The 16,937-nt window shown below is 56.1% G+C and carries 13 protein-coding genes; 2 read left to right on the plus strand and 11 right to left on the minus strand.

Annotation, left to right across the window (positions count from 1 at the left end):
* The first annotated feature begins 91 nt into the window (after positions 1-91).
* Positions 92-571, plus strand: coding sequence for a type 3 dihydrofolate reductase (gene folA, locus ACOTX4_RS14490; protein WP_003856431.1), 480 nt, complete (start codon positions 92-94; stop codon positions 569-571).
* 39 nt (positions 572-610) lie between these two features.
* On the opposite strand, the gene apaH is transcribed toward folA, so the two are convergent.
* From apaH to lptD, 6 genes are read right to left on the minus strand one after another with little or no spacing between them, the layout of a single operon-like run.
* Positions 611-1,459, minus strand: a complete 849-nt coding sequence (gene apaH / locus ACOTX4_RS14495; protein WP_015572649.1) for a bis(5'-nucleosyl)-tetraphosphatase (symmetrical) ApaH — start codon at positions 1,457-1,459, stop codon at positions 611-613.
* Positions 1,460-1,463: 4 nt separating this feature from the next.
* Positions 1,464-1,841 carry a Co2+/Mg2+ efflux protein ApaG gene (apaG, locus tag ACOTX4_RS14500; RefSeq protein WP_003856425.1) on the minus strand — a complete coding sequence of 126 codons (378 nt, stop codon included), beginning with the start codon at positions 1,839-1,841 and terminating at the stop codon, positions 1,464-1,466.
* A 3-nt stretch (positions 1,842-1,844) separates the two neighbouring features.
* Positions 1,845-2,666 (minus strand): 16S rRNA (adenine(1518)-N(6)/adenine(1519)-N(6))-dimethyltransferase RsmA, encoded by an 822-nt coding sequence (gene rsmA, locus ACOTX4_RS14505; protein ID WP_003856423.1) that lies wholly within the window; start codon positions 2,664-2,666, stop codon positions 1,845-1,847.
* The gene (gene pdxA / locus ACOTX4_RS14510; protein WP_003856419.1) at positions 2,663-3,649 is read right to left on the minus strand and encodes a 4-hydroxythreonine-4-phosphate dehydrogenase PdxA; all 987 of its coding nucleotides are present in this window, start codon (positions 3,647-3,649) and stop codon (positions 2,663-2,665) included. The genes rsmA and pdxA overlap by 4 nt, the downstream gene beginning before the upstream one ends.
* Positions 3,649-4,935 carry a peptidylprolyl isomerase SurA gene (gene surA / locus ACOTX4_RS14515; protein WP_003856417.1) on the minus strand — a complete coding sequence of 429 codons (1,287 nt, stop codon included), beginning with the start codon at positions 4,933-4,935 and terminating at the stop codon, positions 3,649-3,651. Before surA ends, pdxA begins: the two co-directional genes overlap by 1 nt.
* A 53-nt stretch (positions 4,936-4,988) precedes the next feature.
* Positions 4,989-7,340: an LPS assembly protein LptD gene (lptD, locus tag ACOTX4_RS14520; RefSeq protein ID WP_045330920.1), complete on the minus strand. Its 2,352-nt coding sequence runs from the start codon at positions 7,338-7,340 to the stop codon at positions 4,989-4,991.
* 239 nt (positions 7,341-7,579) lie between these two features.
* Between lptD and djlA the strand changes: the two genes are divergently transcribed.
* Entirely contained in the window at positions 7,580-8,395 is an 816-nt protein-coding gene (gene djlA, locus ACOTX4_RS14525) for a co-chaperone DjlA (RefSeq protein ID WP_023315375.1), read from the plus strand.
* A 30-nt stretch (positions 8,396-8,425) separates the two neighbouring features.
* On the opposite strand, the gene rluA is transcribed toward djlA, so the two are convergent.
* The 5 genes from rluA to araA all read right to left on the minus strand — a co-directional run bounded on the left by rluA (position 8,426) and on the right by araA (position 16,930).
* Complete coding sequence (gene rluA / locus ACOTX4_RS14530) at positions 8,426-9,085, minus strand: bifunctional tRNA pseudouridine(32) synthase/23S rRNA pseudouridine(746) synthase RluA (protein WP_045330923.1); 660 nt, start codon at positions 9,083-9,085, stop codon at positions 8,426-8,428.
* 12 nt (positions 9,086-9,097) lie between these two features.
* Positions 9,098-12,004: an RNA polymerase-associated protein RapA gene (rapA, locus tag ACOTX4_RS14535; RefSeq protein ID WP_421635394.1), complete on the minus strand. Its 2,907-nt coding sequence runs from the start codon at positions 12,002-12,004 to the stop codon at positions 9,098-9,100.
* Positions 12,005-12,131: 127 nt separating this feature from the next.
* A complete protein-coding gene (gene polB / locus ACOTX4_RS14540; RefSeq protein ID WP_045330927.1) occupies positions 12,132-14,489 on the minus strand; it encodes a DNA polymerase II in 2,358 nt (785 codons plus the stop codon).
* 156 nt (positions 14,490-14,645) lie between these two features.
* Positions 14,646-15,341, minus strand: coding sequence for an L-ribulose-5-phosphate 4-epimerase (gene araD / locus ACOTX4_RS14545; RefSeq protein ID WP_045330930.1), 696 nt, complete (start codon positions 15,339-15,341; stop codon positions 14,646-14,648).
* An 86-nt stretch (positions 15,342-15,427) separates the two neighbouring features.
* Positions 15,428-16,930 carry an L-arabinose isomerase gene (araA, locus tag ACOTX4_RS14550; protein ID WP_045330932.1) on the minus strand — a complete coding sequence of 501 codons (1,503 nt, stop codon included), beginning with the start codon at positions 16,928-16,930 and terminating at the stop codon, positions 15,428-15,430.
* Positions 16,931-16,937: the final 7 nt, after the last annotated feature.

The raw sequence follows: 16,937 nt of genomic DNA on the forward strand, positions 1-16,937 counted from the left end.
AAAATTTCTAATTCTTTACCCTGCCGCCAGTCGACGAAAGATTAAGCTTTCCGTATAGTGGCGGCAATTTTTTGCATCCGGGAAATTTTCAATGATCAGTCTGATTGCAGCGCTGGCGGTAGACCGCGTTATCGGCATGGAAAACGCCATGCCGTGGAACCTGCCTGCCGATCTCGCATGGTTTAAACGTACTACGTTAAACAAGCCGGTAGTGATGGGCCGCCTGACCTGGGAGTCGATTGGTCGTCCATTGCCGGGTCGTAAGAATATTGTGATCAGTAGCCAGCCGGGCACTGACGATCGCGTGCAGTGGGTTAAGTCCGTTGATGAAGCCATTGCCGCCTGCGGCGATGCCGAAGAGATCATGGTGATCGGCGGCGGGCGTGTGTATGAGCAGTTCCTGCCAAAAGCGCAGAAACTGTATCTGACGCACATTGATGCGGAAGTGGAAGGGGATACCCATTTCCCGGATTACGATCCGGACGAGTGGGAGTCTGTATTCAGTGAGTTTCACGATGCGGATGCGCAAAACTCGCACAGCTACTGCTTCGAAATTCTGGAACGTCGTTAACGGTTTTATCCTCTCCTCGAAGGGAGAGGATAAACATCTTCAGGAGGCGACCGCCTCACCTTCGCCTAAGTCCAGCTGTCGGTTGGATGGCTGCACAAAGTAAGTTTTATCTTCCCAGCGTAAGCAGGTTAAATCCCCGCCCCAGCAGCATCCGGTATCCAGCGCGTAGATATTTTCCGGGGTGCCTTTTCCTTCCAGCGATGCCCAGTGCCCAAATACCACGCTGTATTCGTTTGTCACGGGGCCCGGAATGGCAAACCACGGCTTAAGCGGCGCAGGCGCATTTTCCGGCGTATCTTTGCAATACATATCCAGCTGCCCGTTCGGGAAGCAGTAGCGCATGCGCGTAAAGGCATTGGTGATAAAACGCAGTCGCGCCAGGCCGCTGAGATCATCACTCCAGTTATTTGGCATGTCGCCGTACATCGCATCAAGGAAGAACGGGTAGGAGTCGCTCGCCAGCACCGCTTCGGCGTCGCGCGCGCAGGTTTTTGCCGTCTCAAGATCCCACTGAGGCGTGATGCCGGCATGCGCCATCACCAGTTTTTTCTCTTCGTCAATCTGTAGCAGCGGCTGGCGACGCAGCCAGTTGAGCAACTCATCGGCATCCGGCGCTTCCAGCAGGGGGGTAATGCGATCTTTCGGCTTATTACGGCTGATCCCGGCGTATACGGCCAGCAGATGCAGATCGTGGTTGCCCAGCACCATGCGCACGCTGTCGCCCAGCGATTTGACATAGCGGAGGACGTCCAGAGAACCGGGACCGCGCGCCACTAAGTCGCCCGTCAGCCAGAGCGTATCCTGCCCGGGGGTGAAGTCGACCTGTTTTAATAATGCGATCAGTTCATCGTAGCAACCGTGAACGTCGCCAATCAGATATGTAGACATTAGATTAATGAATAAGTGTAGGTACGGCGAGACGGAATACGGGAATAGCAATGCGGAAAGCATTACCGTCGGCATCGACCATTTCGTAATGGCCCTGCATGGTACCCAGCGGCGTTTCAATTACCGCGCCGCTGGTGTACTGATACTCTTCGCCAGGGGCGATATGGGGTTGTTCACCGACCACACCTTCGCCCTGGACTTCAATTTCACGGCCATTGCCGTTGGTGATAAGCCAGTAGCGCCCGAGCAGTTGCACAGGCATCCGCCCCAGATTGCGAATGGTTACGGTATAAGCAAAGACAAAACGTTCTTCATCCGGTGTGGATTGGGACTCAATGTAGACGCTTTGAACCTGAACACAGACGCGGGGCGAATCAATCATGGCTTAGCTCTCCTTCGGCGGCGCATTGTCGCTGATGTAATTAGCCAGCTTGCAGTACTGCTCTACGGAAATATTTTCCGCACGCATTGCCGGGTCGATGCCCAACTCAGCTAATACGTCAACGGTAAACAGATTGCCAAGGCTGTTACGAATCGTTTTACGGCGCTGGTTAAAGGCTTCTGTCGTGATACGGCTCAGCACGCGCAGGTCTTTGACCGGGTACGGCATCGTTTTATGTGGCACCAGGCGCACAACCGCAGAATCTACCTTTGGCGGTGGCGTGAATGCGGAAGGCGGTACTTCTAATACCGGGATCACGTTGCAGTAATATTGCGCCATCACGCTTAAACGACCATACGCTTTACTGTTCGGCCCTGCAACCAGACGGTTAACGACCTCTTTTTGCAACATGAAGTGCATGTCGGCAATGGCATCAGTATAGCTAAACAGATGGAACATCAGCGGGGTGGAGATGTTGTACGGCAGGTTACCGAACACGCGCAGCGGCTGTCCCATTTTTTCTGACAGTTCGCCAAAGTTCATGGTCATCGCATCCTGCTGATAAATCGTCAGCTTCGGCCCGAGGAACGGGTGCGTTTGCAGACGCGCGGCCAGATCGCGGTCGAGTTCGATAACGGTCAGTTCGTCGAGGCGTTCGCCTACCGGCTCGGTCAGCGCGGCAAGTCCCGGGCCGATTTCGACCATGGCCTGACCTTTCTGCGGATTAATGGCAGAAACGATACTGTCGATCACAAACTGATCGTTGAGGAAGTTTTGCCCGAAGCGTTTACGGGCTAAGTGGCCCTGATGGACTCGATTAGTCATTGAGTATTAACAATCATTTTGATGGCGAGATTAAGCGCCGTAATAAAACTGCCGACATCCGCTTTTCCCTGGCCTGCCAGATCCAGCGCAGTACCGTGGTCAACGGACGTTCGAATAAAGGGTAAACCGAGGGTGATATTCACCCCGCGGCCAAAGCCCTGGTATTTTAGCACGGGCAGACCCTGATCGTGGTACATCGCGAGTACGGCGTCGGCATTATCCAGGTATTTGGGCTGGAAAAGGGTGTCGGCAGGCAGAGGCCCGCTGAGGTTCATCCCCTTCGCCCGCATCTCCTCAAGCACCGGAATGATGGTGTCGATCTCTTCGGTGCCCATATGTCCGCCCTCACCCGCGTGCGGATTCAGGCCGCAAACCAGCACATGCGGCTGCGGAATGCCGAATTTGGTTTGCAGATCGTGATGCAAAATGCCAATGATCTCACGCAGGAGTTCAGGCGTAATGGCATCCGGAATGGCTTTGATCGGCAGGTGCGTTGTTACCAGCGCAACGCGCATTGCTTCGGTTGCCAGCATCATCACCACTTTCGGGCTGTGCGAACGCTCTTCGAAAAATTCGGTATGCCCGGTAAACGGAATGCCCGCGTCATTGATCACGCCTTTATGCACCGGACCGGTGATCAGGGCGGCAAATTCGCCCTGAAGGCAACCGTCACAGGCGCGCGCCAGCGTCTCGACAACGTAGTGGCCGTTTTCGGTGTGTAACTCGCCGGGGACAACAGGCGCACGGAGCGGAACAGAAAGCAGGGTGAGAGTACCAGACTGCTGCGGTGCGGGCTGTTGGCCTTCAACGTAAGGGAGGAGCGTTAAAGGCAGACCGAGCAAAGCTGCCCGGTCTTGTAACAGTGTTGCATCTGCACAGACAACCAACTCTACCGGCCAGCTGCGCTGGGCGAGCTGAACCACCAGGTCAGGCCCAATCCCGGCGGGTTCGCCGGGGGTGATCACAACACGATGCGGTTTCATCAGTTGCTCAACACTTTCACGTAAGCGCTGGCGCGTTGTTCCTGCATCCAGGTTGCGGCTTCTTCAGAGAACTTACGGTTAAACAGCATGCGATACGCGCGGTCTTTCTGCGCCGCGTCGGTTTTATCCACGTTGCGCGTGTCCATCAGCTGGATCAGATGCCAGCCGAAGGAAGAGTGTACCGGCGCGCTCATCTGGCCTTTATTCAGCTTCATTAACGCATCGCGGAAAGCCGGATCGTAAATATCAGCGGCCGCCCAACCCAGGTCACCGCCCTGGTTTGCAGAGCCAGGATCCTGAGAGAACTCTTTTGCTGCTTTATCGAAGGTGGTTTTACCGCTCTTGATGTCTGCGGCGATCTGTTCCAGCTTCGCACGGGCCTGATCGTCAGTCATGATCGGAGACGGCTTAAGCAGGATATGACGCGCGTGAACTTCAGTAACCGAAATGTTCTGGCTCTGGCCGCGCAGGTCGTTCACTTTCAGAATGTGGAAGCCCACACCGGAACGGATTGGACCGACGATATCGCCTTTCTTCGCGGTGCTCAGCGCCTGGGCAAACAGGGATGGCAGCTCCTGAATACGCCCCCAGCCCATCTGGCCGCCTTTCAGCGCCTGCTGGTCAGCGGAATAGGTGATCGCCAGCTTGCCGAAGTCATCGCCATTACGCGCCTGCTCAACGATAGCGCGCGCCTGGCTTTCCGCCTCTGCCGCCTGATCGGAGGTTGGGTTTTCCGGCAGTGGGATCAGGATGTGGCTCAGGTTAAGCTCTGTGCTGGCATCATTCTGATTCCCCACCTGTTTTGCCAGGGCATCCACTTCCTGCGGCAGGATGGTGACGCGGCGACGGACTTCATTATTACGCACTTCTGAAATCAGCATCTCTTTACGGATCTGATTGCGGTAGGTGGCGTAGCTGATGCCGTCATAGGCGAGGCGGCTACGCATCTGGTCCGGGGTAATGTTGTTCTGCTTTGCAATGTTGGCGATCGCCTGATCGAGCTGCTCGTCAGAGATCTTCACACCCATTTTCTGGCCCATTTGCAGGACAATCTGATCCATGATCAGACGTTCCAGGATCTGGTGGCGCAGCGTAGCGTCATCCGGAAGTTGTTGACCTGCCTGGCCCGAGTTGAGCTTTACAGATTTCATCAAACCGTCAACGTCACTTTCAAGCACGACGCCGTTGTTAACCACAGCCGCGACTTTATCGACAACCTGTGGGGCCGCGAAGCTGGTATTCGCAACCATAGCGACACCGAGTAGCAGCGTTTTCCAGTTCTTCATACTTTTTCCATTTCAATTAACCGCAAAGCGGATTACGTTGTAAATCAAGCATATTACAATGAACTACGATACGGCAGAATGTTCGAGCGCAGCATCTGCTGCGTGCCCAGACCGTAGTTAGAACTCAGGCCGCGCAACTCGATATTAAAGCCAATCACGTTATCGTATTTACCCTGACTGTTTTGCGTATCCCAACCGTTAAGTTTGCGTTCGTAACCGACACGTATTGCGTAACAGCAGGAGTTATATTGCAGACCCAGCATCTGGTCAGCAGGTTTTTGGGCATTCGTGTCATAGTAGTAGGCCCCGACGACTGACCAACGATCGGCAATCGGCCAGCTCGCGGCGGTACCCACCTGTGAAATACCGTCTTTGTATTGGTCTGTATTCGCATAGTTTGGCAGTGTCGCCTGGATATACTCCGGGCTGGCGTAACGGTACGTTAACTGCAACATGCGGTCTTCATCACGACGATATTCGATGGCAGCGCTGCCCGTCGCGATATTGTCCAGTCGTGTATCGTATTGAACACCACCGCGCAGACCCCAACGATCCGTCATGCGCCAGTAGGTGTCGCCTGCCCATACCAGTGAGCCCGTTTTGTTGTCTTTCTCCCAGTTAATGTCGTCATCACCGGTGCGAGACTCGGTGAAATAGTAGATTTGACCAACAGAAACGTTAAAACGTTCAACGGCAGCATCATCATATACGCGCGTTGTGACGCCGGTCGTTAACTGGTTAGCAGAAGCAATACGGTCAAGGCCGCCGTAGGTACGGTCACGGAACAGGCCGCTGTAGTCTGATTGCAGGAAGGACGAGTCATAGTTTTGAATTTTGCTCTGATCGCGATAAGGCACATAAAGATACTGCATACGTGGCTCAAGCGTCTGAGTGTATCCATCGGCGAGAAGGCCCATATCACGTTCGAAGATCAGCTTCCCGTCCATTTTGAATTGCGGAAGCGTACGGTTTACCGATTCTTCAAGATCGGTGCCATAACGTTTGTTATACCAGTCCAGATTCTTCTGTTGGTAGTGGGTGGCCATCACTTTGGCTTCGGTATTCAGACTCGCCCAGTCGTTTGACCACGGCAGGTTGATCGTCGGCTCGATATGCAGACGCGTTGATTCCGGCATATCCGAGTTGGTGTTGACGAAATGGACCGCCTGAGCGTAAACGCGCGTGTCGAAAGGACCAACATCGTTCTGATACCAGTTCACGTCCAGCTGCGGCTCGGCACCATAGGTACTACGCGATTGCGTATCAAACACCTGGAACTGTTTGGTCGACACCGTCGCGTCAAAGTTCTCAATGGCGTAGCCCACGCTGAATTTCTGCGTGGCGTAACCGTCGGTACTGGAGCCGTATTTAGAATCAAAGTCGTTGAAGTAATACGGATCGCTGACTTTGGTGTAGTCGATGTTGAAGCGCCACACCTGATCCAATACCCCGGCGTGCTTCCAGTAGTACATCCAGCGGTGCTTATCACCTTCGCTTGGATGTTCGTCCTGGAAGACCTTATCTGATGGCAGATAATCAAATTCCATCAGACCCGCGCCCGCCTTGGTCAGATAGCGGAATTCGTTCTCCCACATGATGTTGCCGCGCTTATGGATATAGTGCGGCGTGATCGTGGCGTCCATGTTGGGCGCAATGTTCCAGTAGTACGGCAGGTAGAACTCAAAGTAGTTCGATGTGCTGTACTTGGCGTTCGGGATCAGGAAACCTGAACGACGTTTGTCACCCACGGGCAGTTGCAGGTAAGGACTATAGAAAATGGGCACCGGGCCGAGTTTAAAACGAGCGTTCCAGATCTCTGCAACCTGTTCTTCACGGTCGTGGATCACTTCACTGCCCACAACGCTCCAGGTATTTGACCCTGGCAAACAGGAGGTAAACGTGCCGTTTTCGAGAATGGTGTAGCGGTTTTCGCCGCGCTGCTTCATCAGGTCCGCGGTACCGCGCCCCTGACGACCGACCATCTGGTAATCACCTTCCCAGACGTTGGTGTCTTTGGTATTCAGATTCGACCAGGCTTTCGGACCTTTCAGGATGACCTGATTGTCGTCATAGTGCACATTACCCAGCGCATCCACCGTACGGACAGGCGCCTGAGCACCTTCCGGTTGCTTCTGGTGCAATTGCACTTCGTCAGCAAGCAGGCGACTATTGCCCTGGTTAATATCGACATTGCCCGTAAAGGTTGCATTGTCAGGATAATTACCTTTTGCGCTGTCGGCATTAATGGTGACGGGTAAGTCATTCGTATCGCCTTTCACCAGTGGGCGATTGTAACTTGGGACGCCAAGCATACACTGCGAGGCGAGATCGGCTGCGAGCCCCTGTTGGCTATACAGGGCGGTGCCAATCATTGTGGCCAGAAGGGTGGGGATACGTTTTTTCATACGTTGTATTTTATTGTTCCGTCATCAGTGGCTACGGCTTACAAACGCTCAGAGACTATCTTACTCATCAGCGCAGTACCAGCGTTAATCCTGCCCGTTTGCGCGCCAGAGTGTTAGGCTCGCTATCGAATGACGAGTATGATAATGCAAATTATAGGCGATGTCCCTCAATTGACCGTGGCGCGACCACTGTAATGATGGCGTTGCGTCGGCCAGGAACATGACCATTCGGGGAGTATATGCAGTATTGGGGTAAAATAATCGGCGTTGCGTTCGCAATTATTATGGGTGCCGGATTCTGGGGTGTCGTTCTTGGCCTCATTATCGGCCATATGTTTGATAAAGCACGCAGCCGCAAAATGGCCTGGTTTGCCAATCAGCGCGAGCGCCAGTCACTCTTCTTCTCCACCACCTTCGAGGTGATGGGGCACTTAACCAAATCAAAAGGGCGCGTAACGGAAGCCGATATTCAGGTGGCCAGCGTCTTTATGGATCGCATGAATCTGCACGGCGAATCCCGCATCGCGGCGCAGAATGCGTTCCGGATTGGTAAATCAGATAACTACCCGCTGCGTGAAAAAATGCGGCAGTTCCGTAGCATCTGTTTCGGGCGTTTTGATTTAATTCGGATGTTTCTGGAAATTCAAATCCAGGCCGCCTTCGCGGATGGTTCTCTGCATCCGAATGAACGGGACGTTTTATATGTGATTGCCGAAGAGCTGGGCATTTCCCGCATGCAGTTCGACCAGTTCCTGCGTATGATGCAGGGCGGCGCGCAGTTTGGCGGTGGTTATCAGCAACAGCACTCCTCCGGCGGCTGGCAGCAGGCGCAGCGTGGCCCTACGCTTGAAGATGCCTGCAACGTCCTCGGCGTGAAGCCGTCTGACGATGTCACGACCATCAAACGCGCCTATCGTAAGCTGATGAGCGAGCACCATCCGGATAAGCTGGTGGCGAAAGGCCTGCCGCCAGAGATGATGGAGATGGCGAAGCAAAAAGCGCAGGAAATTCAGAAAGCCTACGAGCTGATTAAAGAGCAGAAAGGTTTTAAATAAAAAATGGCCCGACAGTGTCGGGCCATTTTTTCAGAAGTCCACCGGGGCTTTGAACGTCATGGCGTTGCCGAAAGCAGGGTGGGTAAGGGTGAGCGTCTGCGCATGCAGTTGCAGGCGCGGCGCTAAGGCCAGCGCTTCTGGCGGCGCATAGAATCTGTCCCCCAGAATCGGGTGACCCATCGCAAGCATATGCACACGCAGCTGGTGGGAGCGCCCGGTAATCGGCTTTAGCAGGACGCGCGCGGTGTTATCAGGCGCGTACTCCAGCACTTCATACTCGGTTTGCGCGGCCTTGCCGGTTTCATAACACACCTTCTGCTTTGGCCGGTTCGGCCAGTCGCAAATCAGCGGTAAATCCACCAGCCCTTCCGCCTGCGCCGGATGACCCCAGACGCGCGCGACATACTGCTTCTTCGGCTCGCGCTCGCGGAACTGACGCTTCAGCTCGCGTTCTGCCGCTTTATTCAGAGCCACCACAATCACGCCGCTGGTCGCCATATCCAGACGATGGACAGACTCGGCCTGGGGATAATCACGCTGGATACGCGTCATCACGCTGTCTTTATGCTCTTCCAGACGCCCCGGCACGGATAACAAGCCGCTCGGCTTGTTAACCACCATAATGTGCTCATCCTGATACAGAATGACCAGCCACGGATCCATCGGGGGATTGTAGGGCTCCATTACCATCTTGCGCTCCGCTTACTGATGCGTCACAACGATAAGACGCAGGGCGTCGAGACGCCACCCCGCCTGATTCAGGCTTTCCAGCACCTGCTGGCGATTGCTCTCAATAGCGGCCAGCTCATCGTCACGAATGTTCGGGTTCACCGCTTTCAACGCTTCCAGGCGCGACAGCTCGGCAGAAAGCTTCTCATCGGCTTCGCTACGCGCCGCATCGATCAGTTCTCTGGCCGCTTTTTCGGCCTGGGCTTCACCCAGTTGCAGAATGGCATGCACGTCCTGCTGCACCGCATTCACCAGCTTGCTGCCGGTATGGCGGTTCACCGCGCTCAGCTGACGGTTGAAGCTTTCAAACTCCACCTGACCGGCCAGGTTCGTACCGTTTTTATCCAGCAGCAGACGCACCGGGGTTGGCGGCAGGAAGCGGTTAAGCTGAAGCTGTTTCGGCGCCTGCGCTTCCACAACGTAGATCAGCTCCACCAGCAACGTGCCCACAGGTAAGGCTTTGTTCTTCAACAGGGAGATGGTGCTGCTGCCGGTATCGCCTGAGAGGATCAGATCCAGGCCATTGCGGATGAGCGGGTGCTCCCAGGTGATGAACTGTGCATCTTCGCGGGACAGCGCCACATCACGCTCAAAGGTGATGGTGCAGCCGTCTTCCGGCAGGCCCGGGAAATCCGGCACCAGCATATGATCGGACGGGGTCAGCACGATCATGTTCTCGCCGCGATCGTCCTGGTTAATGCCGACGATGTCGAACAGGTTCATGGAGAAGCTAATCAGGCTGGTGTCATCGTCCTGTTCTTCAATACTTTCGGCCAGCTGCTGCGCTTTTTCACCGCCGTTGGAGTGGATCTCCAGCAGGCGATCGCGCCCCTGCTCCAGCTGGGCTTTCAGCGCGTCGTGCTTCTCTCGACAGGATTTGATCAGCTCATCAAAGCCCTCGGTGTTTTCCGGCGCCGCAAGGTAACCGATCAGGTCTGCATGCACCTGATCGTAAATGGTGCGGCCGGTCGGGCAGGTATGTTCAAACGCATCCAGGCCTTCGTGGTACCAGCGAACCAGAACGGACTGGGCGGTTTTCTCCAGATACGGAACGTGGATCTGGATATCGTGCGCCTGACCGATACGATCCAGACGGCCGATACGCTGCTCAAGCAGATCTGGGTTAAACGGCAGATCGAACATCACCAGATTGCTGGCGAACTGGAAGTTACGGCCTTCAGAACCGATTTCGGAGCACAGCAGAACCTGCGCGCCGCTGTCCTCTTCACTAAACCACGCCGCAGCGCGGTCGCGCTCGATAATAGACATGCCTTCATGGAACACGGCGGCGCGAATACCTTCGCGCTCGCGCAGCACTTGTTCAAGTTGCAGGGCGGTGGCTGCCTTGGCGCAGATCACCAGCACCTTCCGGGAACGGTGCGCGGTCAGATAACCCATCAACCACTCCACGCGCGGATCGAAGTTCCACCAGGTGCCAGTGTCGCCTTCAAATTCCTGATAAATCTGCTCCGGATAGAGCATGTCGCGCGCGCGATCTTCCGCAGATTTACGGGTGCCCATAATGCCGGAGACTTTGATCGCCGTCTGGTACTGGGTCGGCAGCGGCAATTTGATGGTGTGCAGTTCGCGTTTCGGGAAGCCTTTTACACCGTTACGGGTGTTACGGAACAGCACGCGGCTGGTGCCGTGGCGGTCCATCAGCATGTCGATCAGCTCTTTACGCGCAGATCCCGCATTATCGCTGTCGCTGTTCGCGGCCTGAAGCAGAGGCTCAATATCCTGCTCGCCGATAAGATCGCTGAGGGTGTTAAGTTCATCATTAGAGAGACGATTACCGGCCAGCAGCAGCGCGACGGCGTCCGCCACCGGACGATAGTTTTTCTGCTCTTCAACAAACTGCTCAAAATCGTGGAAACGGTTCGGATCGAGCAGGCGCAGACGGGCGAAGTGGCTCTCAAGACCCAGCTGCTCCGGGGTGGCGGTCAGAAGCAGAACGCCTGGTACGCGCTCGGCAAGCTGCTCAATCGCCATGTATTCGCGGCTTGGCGCGTCCTCGCTCCAGACGAGGTGGTGTGCTTCGTCGACGACCATCAGATCCCATTCAGCGTCGCACAGATGCTCCAGGCGTTGCTTGCTGCGGCGCACGAAGTCCAGGGAACAAATGACCAACTGTTCGGTTTCAAACGGGTTGTCCGCGTCGTGCTGGGCTTCGGCATAGCGCTCGTCGTCGAACAGGGAGAAGCGCAGGTTAAAGCGGCGCAGCATCTCGACCAGCCACTGGTGTTGCAGCGTTTCCGGCACCACAATCAGCACGCGCTCGGCAGCGCCAGAGAGCAGCTGCTGGTGCAGGATCATGCCTGCTTCGATGGTTTTACCCAGGCCCACTTCGTCAGCCAGCAGCACGCGAGGCGCATGGCGACGGCCCACGTCATGGGCGATATTCAGCTGATGGGGAATAAGGCTGGTACGCTGACCGCGCAGGCCGCTCCACGGCATGCGGTACTGTTCACTCTGGAACTTACACGCGCGGTAGCGCAGAGAGAAGCGATCCATTCGGTCGATTTGCCCGGCAAACAGACGGTCCTGCGGCTTGCTGAAAACCAGTTTGCTGTCGAGCAGCACTTCACGCAGGATAACATTCGTCTCGTCGGTATCAAGACGCGTACCGATGTAGGCGAGCAGTCCATTCTCTTCTTTTACGTCTTCAACCTTCAGCTGCCAGCCTTCGTGGCTGGTCACGGTGTCGCCCGGATTGAACATTACGCGGGTAACAGGGGAGTCATTGCGAGCGTACAGGCGGTTTTCACCGGTAGCAGGGAAAAGGAGGGTAACCATGCGCGCATCGACGGCAACGACGGTTCCTAATCCAAGTTCGCTTTCTGTATCGCTGATCCAGCGTTGACCAAGTGTAAAAGGCATAGTTGTTCGGCTCTAATCTTTAATTGCAGGCAATAGTTCGACCCCGTCAAAAAAGACGGTCATCGAAAAATGGGTCCGGGAATGGAAAGGGCGCTATGGTACTGGATGGCAACGGTTTCGTCACGCGTCAAAATAGCCCAAGTTGTCCTGTCACTAGTGTAGCAAAGTCGTCATTGATGAACGGTAAAATTCCCTCCGCAACCGGCTGAAGCTGGCGGGTCAGGTAGTGATCGTAATCAAGCGGAGACTGCTGGTAATCAACGGGTTCCGGGCCGTTAGTGGTCCAGACGTATTTGATCGTTCCCCGGTTCTGATACTGCGGCGCACGGCCCCGGCGAACGTTCTCTTCATCCGCCAGCCGCGCGGCGCGTACGTGGGGAGGAACGTTACGTTGATATTCGGCCAGCGGGCGGCGCAGGCGCTTGCGATACACCAGCTGGTCATCCAGTTCACCCGCCATCAGGCTGGCGATGGTGTCGCGCACATAATCCTGATAAGGCTCATTGCGGAACACCCGCAGGTAGAGCGTCTGCTGGAACTGCTGTGCCAGCGGCGTCCAGTCGGTGCGCACTGTCTCCAGCCCTTTAAACACCATCCGCTGCGTGTCACCTTCCTGAATCAGCCCGGCGTAGCGCTTCTTGCTGCCCTGGTCGGTTCCGCGAATGGTCGGCATTAAAAAGCGGGCAAAATGGGTTTCAAACTCCAGCTCTAACGCGCTGGTTAACCGCTCTTTTTGCAAACTTTCGCGCCACCAGTCGTTCACAAAGGCGACCAGATCTTTGCCGATTTGTGCGGCGTCGTCTTCCGAATGGGCGGCTTTCAGCCAGACAAAGGTGGAGTCTGTATCGCCATAAATCACATCATAGCCCCGGGATTCAATCAGCGCTTTGGTCTGGCGCATAATCTCGTGCCCGCGCATGGTGATGGACGACGCCAGACGGGGATCAAAGAAGCGGCAGGCACTGGTACCCAGCACGCCGTAAAAGGCGTTCATAATGATTTTCAGCGCCTGTGAGAGCGGCTTGTTGCCGTGGCGCTTGGCCTCATCGCGGCCGTGCCAGATGTTTCCCACAATTTCGGGCAGGCAGTGTTTTTCCCGCGAGAAGCGTGCTCCAAGAAAACCTTCGGTGCTGTGCGCATCGTCTGGCTGCGCCATCCCCTCCACCAGCCCCACCGGATCAATCAGAAACGTGCGGATAATGGACGGATACAGGCTTTTAAAATCCAGCACCAGCACCGAGTCATACAGCCCGGGCCGTGAATCCATCACGTAACCGCCGGGGCTGGCCTGCGGCGGCACGTCGCCGAGGTTAGGGGCGACATAGCCCGCCCGGTGCATCCGCGGGAAATAGAGGTGGCTGAAGGCCGCTACCGAGCCGCCGTGCCTGTCGACCGCAAGGCCGTTCACCGTCGCCCGCTCCAGCAGGAAGGGCATGATCTCGGTTTTGTGGAAGATCTGCGTCACCAGCTCGCAATCTTTCAGGTTATAGGTGGCGAGCGCGGGTTTATCTTCATTAAAGCGCCGGTCGATCTCGTCCATTCGGTCCCAGGGATTGTCGATGGATTTACCTTCGCCGAGCAGTTCCTGGGCGACCGCTTCCAGCGAGAAGGAAGAGAAGTTCCAGAAGGCGGATTTCAGCGCCTCGATGCCGTCGATAATCAGGCGACCGTTAGCCTGCGCGAAGAAAACACCGTTCTTAAAACCATGCTCACGCCACTCCAGCTCGCTGTTGCCGCGCCCCAGAATCAGCGGGATACGGTAACGCTCGGCATGTTTTTGCAGCACGCGCAGGTCAAACTGCACTACGTTCCAGCCGATCAGAACATCCGGATCGTGCTCGGCAAACCACTGGTTAAGCTTCTCCAGCAGTTGCGGGCGGCTGTTGACGTACTCCAGATTAAAATCCAGCGCGGACGCATCGCCGTTTGGCGGCCCGAGCATATAGACAACCCGCTGCCCACAGCCTTCCAGACCAATGCAGTACAGTTCGCCGTGGCGGGTGGTTTCGATATCCAGCGAGACCCACTTGAGCGGGGGGCGATAATTCGGGCTAGGCTTGAGGCGCGCGTTAACGATCCTGCCATTTTGCGCGGTGCCATCTACCCAGACGGGGGCGGTGATAAACCGCTCCATCAGAAAGCGTTCAGGCGGGCGAATGTCGGCCTCGTAAAGCGTCACGCCCGCTTCACGGAGCAGTTTTTCATAGCGCATTAACTGGCGATGGGCGCGGCAATAGAGGCCGTAAACCGGCTGGCGGTGGAAATCTTTCAGTTCAAGCGGGGTTATGCGCCAGCCGTTTTCGCCGCGCAGCATTTGTTTCACTTTCTCGACGTGAGCTTCAGGAATAAAGGCCACGGACTCCTGCGGCGGGAGCGTAACGTTTAGCGGGCCGTTGTCCGTTGCCAGCCAGAATTCAACCTCAGTACCCTGAGGGGTATCCCGCCAGTGTCTGGTCAGTAAAAAGCCTTCTTGCGCCTGCGTCACGGCGTTATCCCATAAAACAAAACCAGGCCTGATTATAGCCTGGTTGAGGGGTGTTTGCTGGGGTTTTATACAGTGCCTGTTCAGTCGGATGGCGCTGCGCTTATCCGGCCTAGAGGTTCCGCACTCACGGTAAGCGCAGCGCCACCGGGCAAAGGTTTACTGCCCGTAGTAGGCTTTCGCACCGTGCTTACGCAGGTAATGCTTATCCAGCAGGGTTTGCTGCATGTCCGGCAGCTGCGGTGCCATCTGGCGGCAGAAGATCCCCATATAGGCGACTTCCTCCAGCACGATCGCGTTGTGCACCGCGTCCTCCGCGTTTTTACCCCAGGCAAACGGGCCGTGGGAGTGCACCAGCACGCCGGGCATTTGCGCCGCGTCGATTCCCTGTTTTTCGAAGGTTTCGACGATCACGTTCCCGGTTTCCCATTCGTACTCACCGTTGATCTCCGCATCGGTCATCAGACGCGTGCAGGGAATGGTGCCGTAAAAGTAGTCCGCGTGGGTGGTGCCGGTCGCCGGAATAGGCTGGCCCGCCTGCGCCCAGATGGTCGCGTGACGCGAATGGGTATGCACAATCCCACCGATGGTCGGGAAGGCCTGATACAGCAGGCGGTGAGTGGGCGTATCGGAGGAGGGCTTTTTATTGCCTTCAACCACTTCACCCGTTTCGATGCTGACCACCACCATGTCTTCTGCGGTCATTACCGTGTAATCCACGCCGGAAGGCTTGATCACGAACACCCCTTTTTCCCGGTCAACGGCGCTGACGTTGCCCCAGGTCAGGGTCACCAGGTTATGTTTTGGCAGCGCCAGGTTGGCTTCGAGTACCTGACGTTTGAGATCTTCTAACATTGTCGTCTCCTGCCGGATGGCGCTTCGCTTATCCGGCCTACAGAACCGTAGGCCCGGTAAACGAAGTGCCACCGGGCATTCAGGGCTTAGCGTTTTGAACCGTAATAGACTTCGTTCCAGCGCAGCGCGTCTTTAAAGGCTGGCAGACGGGTATCGTTATCAATCACGGTCAGTTCGATGTCGTGCAGCTCGGCAAACTGACGCATATCGTTCAGGTCAAGCGCGTGGCTGAATACGGTGTGGTGCGCGCCGCCGGCCAGGATCCAGGCTTCCGAGGCGGTTGGCAGGTCAGGCTGTGCTTTCCACAAAGCGTTGGCGACCGGCAGTTTCGGCAGAGAATGCGGAGTTTCCACCGCATCGACGCAGTTCACCAGCAGGCGGAAACGGTCGCCGAGGTCGATCAGGCTGGCGTTAATGGCCGGGCCGGTACGGGTGTTGAAGATCAGACGGGCCGGATCCGCTTTGCCGCCAATGCCGAGGTACTGCACGTCGAGGATCGGTTTCTCTTCAACCGCGATGGATGGACACACTTCCAGCATGTGCGAGCCGAGCACCAGATCGTTGCCGTTCTCGAAGTGGTAGGTGTAGTCCTCCATAAAAGAGGTGCCGCCCTGTAGACCGGTTGACATCACCTTCATGATGCGAAGCAGAGCGGCAGTTTTCCAGTCGCCTTCGCCCGCAAAGCCGTAGCCCTGCTGCATCAGACGTTGTACCGCCAGACCCGGGAGCTGTTTCAGGCCGTGGAGATCTTCAAAGGTGGTGGTAAAAGCGTGGAAGCCGCCCTGTTCCAGGAAGCGCTTCATGCCCAGCTCGATGCGCGCCGCGTCCATCACATTCTGGCGCTTGTCGCCGTTGACCTGTGCCGCAGGCGTCAGACGGTAGCTGCTTTCGTACTCGTCCACCAGCGCGTTAACGTCGCCATCGCTGATGTCATTCACCACCTGCACCAGGTCGCCCACCGCCCAGGTGTTGACGGAAAAGCCAAATTTAATCTGCGCGGCCACTTTATCACCGTCGGTGACCGCCACTTCGCGCATGTTGTCGCCGAAACGCACCACCTTCAGGTGACGGGTATCCTGCTTAGATACCGCCTGACGCATCCAGGAGCCAATGCGTTTTTGTGCCTGGCCATCCTGCCAGTGGCCGGTCACCACGGCATGCTGTTGACGCATGCGCGCGCCGATGAAGCCGAACTCGCGGCCGCCGTGCGCGGTCTGGTTCAGGTTCATGAAGTCCATGTCGATGCTGTCCCACGGCAGGGAGGCGTTGAACTGCGTGTGGAATTGCAACAGCGGTTTGTTGAGGATAGCCAGGCCGTTGATCCACATTTTGGCTGGCGAGAAGGTGTGCAGCCACACCACCAGGCCAGCGCATTTGTCATCGTAATTGGCATCGCGGCAAATGTTGGTGATTTCGTCCGGGGTAGTCCCCAGCGGCTTCAGCACCAGTTTGCACGGCAGTTTGGCTTCCGCGTTCAGCGCATTCACAACGTGCTCCGCGTGTTTCGTCACCTGCTGCAACGCTTCCGGTCCGTACAAATGCTGGCTGCCAATCACAAACCACACTTCATAATTATTAAAAATGGTCATTATCGTG

This window comes from Enterobacter cloacae complex sp. IR5459 (assembly GCF_049238005.1).
GTDB lineage: Bacteria > Pseudomonadota > Gammaproteobacteria > Enterobacterales > Enterobacteriaceae > Enterobacter > Enterobacter hormaechei_C.

What these genes read in the sequence shown, in the direction of transcription:
- lptD (WP_045330920.1), bottom strand. Translation starts at nt 7,340, where the DNA reads ATGAAAAAACGTATCCCCACCCTTCTGGCCACAATGATTGGCACCGCC.
- pdxA (WP_003856419.1), bottom strand. Translation starts at nt 3,649, where the DNA reads ATGAAACCGCATCGTGTTGTGATCACCCCCGGCGAACCCGCCGGGATT.
- surA (WP_003856417.1), bottom strand. Translation starts at nt 4,935, where the DNA reads ATGAAGAACTGGAAAACGCTGCTACTCGGTGTCGCTATGGTTGCGAAT.
- rapA (WP_421635394.1), bottom strand. Translation starts at nt 12,004, where the DNA reads ATGCCTTTTACACTTGGTCAACGCTGGATCAGCGATACAGAAAGCGAA.
- araD (WP_045330930.1), bottom strand. Translation starts at nt 15,341, where the DNA reads ATGTTAGAAGATCTCAAACGTCAGGTACTCGAAGCCAACCTGGCGCTG.
- djlA (WP_023315375.1), top strand. Translation starts at nt 7,580, where the DNA reads ATGCAGTATTGGGGTAAAATAATCGGCGTTGCGTTCGCAATTATTATG.
- rluA (WP_045330923.1), bottom strand. Translation starts at nt 9,085, where the DNA reads ATGGTAATGGAGCCCTACAATCCCCCGATGGATCCGTGGCTGGTCATT.
- rsmA (WP_003856423.1), bottom strand. Translation starts at nt 2,666, where the DNA reads ATGACTAATCGAGTCCATCAGGGCCACTTAGCCCGTAAACGCTTCGGG.
- apaH (WP_015572649.1), bottom strand. Translation starts at nt 1,459, where the DNA reads ATGTCTACATATCTGATTGGCGACGTTCACGGTTGCTACGATGAACTG.
- folA (WP_003856431.1), top strand. Translation starts at nt 92, where the DNA reads ATGATCAGTCTGATTGCAGCGCTGGCGGTAGACCGCGTTATCGGCATG.
- araA (WP_045330932.1), bottom strand. Translation starts at nt 16,930, where the DNA reads ATGACCATTTTTAATAATTATGAAGTGTGGTTTGTGATTGGCAGCCAG.
- apaG (WP_003856425.1), bottom strand. Translation starts at nt 1,841, where the DNA reads ATGATTGATTCGCCCCGCGTCTGTGTTCAGGTTCAAAGCGTCTACATT.